This window comes from Paenibacillus sp. A3 (assembly GCF_001399685.1).
Lineage (GTDB): Bacteria > Bacillota > Bacilli > Paenibacillales > NBRC-103111 > Paenibacillus_G.
Genome location: NZ_JTHN01000311.1, coordinates 1 through 4430, shown reverse-complemented (window position 1 = coordinate 4430; position 4430 = coordinate 1). Strand labels below are relative to the sequence as shown.

Genomic DNA, 4430 nt, shown 5'->3' with positions numbered 1-4430 from the left:
TCCGCGGCCGATGCGCTCATGACGCCAAAACTGCATGTGCTCAAGATAACTGTAAGCAACAACAAGAACACTTTTTGCATTCTAAAGCGCAAGCTTTTTCACTCCTGTTCCGTTTGTATTCGTCTGGTCAGACACTGGTACATATATCGGCATATTCGGCCAAAATCTTTAGAGTTTTGTTGGATAATGTTGCCTTATTGCTGATCCGTTTTGCCAGTCGGGGATTATTTCCCGGAAAATGACGAAGCTTATCGGGCGGGGAGGCGGTTTCTGCGGATACGAAAAAGCCGTACCGAATCGACTTCGGCACGGCTTATCATCCTATACGGCGTATTAATGAGAGTCCGCTTGCGGCTCCTCCTTCGGCACCAGCTTGAAAATTTCCCCGGATTCGAACGTATCGATCAAGCGTCCGAGCCATAAGTAGTAGCGGATCGCTTCCTCCAGCTTGCGGGTGTCGGTGGCGACGACGTTTTGCAGCGCTTCGTTGTCCGGATCGCCCTCCGCAAGCCGCTTCAACTCGGCCGCGGATTTGCGCAGCGCCTGCACGTTCATTTCGATGGACTTCTGCCATTTGATGACGAAAAAATCCGCGAACGTCTGGTACCAGTCCGGCTCGACCTCGTACAAATCTTTCCGCGTACCTTTTTCCCACACTTTATGAACCATCTTGAGGTCCGTCAGCGTCCGTACGCCCGTACTCATGCTCGTCTTGCTCATGCCCATCTCTTCGCCCATTTCATCAAGCGTCATAGGCTTATCTTGAAAAAACATCATGCCATACAAATGGCCGGTGGAAAGGGTGACGCCATATAAATCCATATTTTTTCCGATGGATTCGATTACGCGTTTACGGGCCTTTTGAACGATGCCAGCTTGTTCCTCCGTCATCCCAACCCAGTTGTTCATAATTAATTATGCCTCCTGCGGATGCTGCCGCCGATCGAAGCCACTCTGCGGCAGAATGCTTTGCCTAAAATAAATATTCTCATTGTATTGTATTGAACCTGCATTTGAAAGTAAAGCTACTAGCAAGAAAGGAATTCGGAGGAAATGGGAGTATTCTGTACGATACGTTTGTAAAGTTTTTTCTGTACGTACGAAACAAACTTATTTCGCTTTTGACCCATCCGCCTGCGCACCTGTAAACTTAAGAGCATCGAAAGAATGGGGGGATACGGCTTTGATCGAAGTAAAGCATTTGACCAAAATTTTCGGTCAGCATCCGGAAAAGGCGCTTGAGCTTCTCAACCAAGGCTGGAGCAAGAAGCGTATCTTTGCGGAGACGAAACAGACCGTAGGCGTGAACCGCGCCAGCTTTACGGTCAAAGAAGGAGAAATCTTCGTCATTATGGGGCTGTCCGGCAGCGGTAAATCGACCTTGATCCGGCTGCTGAACCGGCTGATTGAACCTACCGATGGAAGCATTCTATTCCGCGGTGAAAATATCGTAGAGATGAACGAGGAGCGGCTGCGCGAATTTCGCCGGACGGCGATGAGCATGGTGTTTCAAAAGTTCGCGCTGTTCCCGCATAAGACGGTTGTGCAAAATGTCGAATTCGGGTTGGAGGTGCAGAAGGTACCTGCCAAAATTCGCAGGGAAAAAGCGCGCGAAGCGCTTGCGCTGGTCGGACTGGAGGAATGGGCGGATCAATATCCGGACCAGCTGAGCGGCGGCATGCAGCAGCGGGTCGGCTTGGCCCGGGCGCTCGCCAATTCGCCGCAGGTTCTCTTGATGGACGAAGCGTTCAGCGCGCTTGATCCGCTGATCCGCAAGGATATGCAGGAGGAGCTGCGCGAGCTGCAGGAAAAGCTGAAGAAGACGATCATTTTCATCACGCACGATTTGAACGAAGCGCTGAGAATCGGGGACCGGATCGCACTGATGAAAGACGGCTCCATCGTCCAGATCGGCACGCCCGAGGAGATTATGATCACCCCGGCCAACGAATATGTGGAGAAGTTTATTGAAGATGTCGATCTGTCCCGGGTATTGAACGCCTCGCATGTAATGCGCCGGCCGGAGACGATCGTTTACGACCGCGGGGGGCCGCGCGTGGCGCTGGAGCTGATGCGGGAGAACGGCATTTCCAACTTGTTCGTCGTAGACAGCGCCAAGCGGCTGATCGGGGTGTTGACGGCCGAAGACGCGGCCCGAGCGATCCGGGAGCACCTGACGCTTGATGCGATCATCATTTCCGAGGTGCCGACGGTGTCGCCAAATACGCTGCTGAGCGATCTGTTCGATACCGTCAGCACAAGCCGCGTGCCGGTGGCTGTTACGTCCGAGAACGGGCGGCTGCTCGGCGTCATTATTCGCGGCGCGGTGCTCGGAGCATTGGCCGGCAACCACGACCGGGTTCGAGAGGCGGTGACCACGGATGGGTCCTAAGCTTCCGATTGCCGAATGGGTCGAAGGAGTCGTCGACTGGCTCGGCGCCACCTTCGAGTGGCTGTTCGGTTTCATTTCTTCCTTAATCGAAGGAACGGTCAATTTATTTTCGCTGTTGTTTCATTTTCCGCCTGCGCTGGTGCTCATCGTATTGGTTGCTTTCCTGGCTTACCGTGCGGCAGGGCTCATGCTCGGCATTTTTAGCCTGCTCGGCATGCTGCTGATTGCCAACCTCGGGTTCTGGGACCATACGATGGATACGCTCGCGCTCGTGATGACCTCGGCTTTCCTCTCGGTCATCGTCGGCCTGCCGCTCGGCATCTGGTCCGCGAGAAACAAAACGGTGCAGAACACGTTAACGCCGCTGCTCGATTTCATGCAGACGATGCCGGCCTTCGTTTATTTGATCCCGGCGGTTACCTTTTTCGGCCTGGGCGTTGTGCCCGGCGTCATTGCTTCCGTTATTTTCGCGGTGCCTCCAACGATCCGGCTGACGAATCTCGGCATCCGCCAAGTGCCGTTTGACCTGATCGAGGCGGCCGACGCTTTCGGGACGACGCCCGGACAGAAGCTGTGGAAGGTCCAGCTCCCGCTGGCGCTGCCTACGCTGATGGCCGGCATCAACCAAACGATCATGCTCTCGCTGTCGATGGTCGTCATCGCTTCGATGATCGGCGCTCAAGGGCTCGGGGCGGACGTGTACCGTGCCGTTACCCAACTTAAGACGGGCGAAGGCTTTGAAGCGGGGCTTGCCGTCGTCATTTTGGCGATTGTGCTCGACCGGCTGACGCAGCATGCGATTAAGATGAAACCCAAAGGAGAGAAGAAGCATTGAAAAAACGAAACCGGAATCTGCTGTGGATGACGTTGTGTTTGCTCGGGGCCGCTCTGTTAGCTGTTGGATGCGGGGCTAAGAGCTCCGGCACCTCGGCGTTTGTAGGGGATCAAGTCAAATATGAAATTATCGGCATCGACCCCGGCGCGGGCATTATGAAGGCAACAAGCCAGGCACTTAAAGATTATGGCTTGACCGACTGGAAGCTTGTGGAAGGTTCTAGCACGGCGATGACCGCGGCTCTGGATAGAGCGTATAAAGCGAAGAAGCCGATCATTATTACCGGTTGGACGCCGCACTGGATGTTCGCCAAATACGACCTCAAATATTTGCAGGACCCGAAGGGTGTTTACGGGGCGGATGAGGAAATTCATACGATCGCAAAAACAGGGCTTAAAACGGCGGAGCCGTCCGCCTATGCGGTGCTCGACAAGTTCGAATGGACCGCAGCGGACATGGAGAAAGTGATGGGGGCGGTCATGGACGGCAAGAAGCCGGAAGTCGCCGCGGCCGATTGGGTGAAAGAGAACGCCGCCAAAGTGGACGGTTGGGTGAAGGACGTGCCGAAGGCCGAAGGCCGGAAGCTGAAGCTCGCTTACGTCGCTTGGGATTCGGAGATCGCCAGCACGAACGTCGTTAAGCAGGTGCTCGAATCGCGCCTCGGCTACAAGGTGGATATGCTGCAGGTGGAAGCGGGCCCGATGTGGGCCGGCGTCGCCGGCGGAGACGTCGACGCGATCGTTGCCGCTTGGCTGCCGACGACGCATAAGGACTACTACGAGAAGTTCAAAGGCAAATTCGAGGACCTCGGCCCGAACCTGAAAGGGACCAAAATCGGTCTGGTCGTCCCGAAATATATGGAGATCAATTCGATCGAAGATTTGAAGAAGAAGTAACGGAAGGCATAAGCAGACCGGATGAACGTATGGCGTTCTCCGGTCTTTTTATCGTTAAGGCTGAGAAGACTCCCTCTTCGATAAGGGGGAGATGAATCAGCATATCTTGTATACGAGTGCGAACATATGTGCTATAATTGTCATAAAATCACCAAAAGAGGTAAATTCCAGCATGTTGCATCATAAAGCTTTTCGCTTTCGCATCTACCCTACGGAGGAGCAAACGACGCTGATCCATCAGATGTTTGGATGCGCTCGCTTTGTCTTTAACCACTTTCTTGCGAGGTGGAACGACACCTGCCAAGAA

The 4430-nt window shown here is 54.1% G+C and carries 6 protein-coding genes; 5 read left to right on the top strand and 1 reads right to left on the bottom strand.

Annotated features, from left to right (window positions below; genetic code table 11):
- The coding region (locus QJ48_RS39085; protein ID WP_237763149.1) for a hypothetical protein at positions 1-242 on the top strand (242 nt) is incomplete at its 5' end.
- Positions 243-333: 91 nt separating this feature from the next.
- Here the strand turns inward: QJ48_RS39085 and QJ48_RS33745 are convergent.
- Positions 334-909 (bottom strand): GbsR/MarR family transcriptional regulator, encoded by a 576-nt coding sequence (locus QJ48_RS33745; protein WP_054977663.1) that lies wholly within the window; start codon positions 907-909, stop codon positions 334-336.
- Between the two features lie 274 nt (positions 910-1183).
- On the opposite strand from QJ48_RS33745, the gene QJ48_RS33740 reads away from it, so the two are divergent.
- From QJ48_RS33740 to QJ48_RS36475, 4 genes are all read left to right on the top strand, one after another.
- The gene (locus QJ48_RS33740) at positions 1184-2392 is read left to right on the top strand and encodes a glycine betaine/L-proline ABC transporter ATP-binding protein (protein WP_054977662.1); all 1209 of its coding nucleotides are present in this window, start codon (positions 1184-1186) and stop codon (positions 2390-2392) included.
- On the top strand, positions 2382-3227 hold the full coding sequence (locus QJ48_RS33735) for a proline/glycine betaine ABC transporter permease (protein WP_054977661.1): 846 nt from the start codon (positions 2382-2384) through the stop codon (positions 3225-3227). The genes QJ48_RS33740 and QJ48_RS33735 overlap by 11 nt, the downstream gene beginning before the upstream one ends.
- A 26-nt stretch (positions 3228-3253) precedes the next feature.
- The gene (locus tag QJ48_RS33730; protein ID WP_054977664.1) at positions 3254-4123 is read left to right on the top strand and encodes a glycine betaine ABC transporter substrate-binding protein; all 870 of its coding nucleotides are present in this window, start codon (positions 3254-3256) and stop codon (positions 4121-4123) included.
- Between the two features lie 172 nt (positions 4124-4295).
- Positions 4296-4430 (top strand): helix-turn-helix domain-containing protein (locus QJ48_RS36475; protein WP_082420789.1); only part of this gene is annotated, 135 nt, incomplete at its 3' end.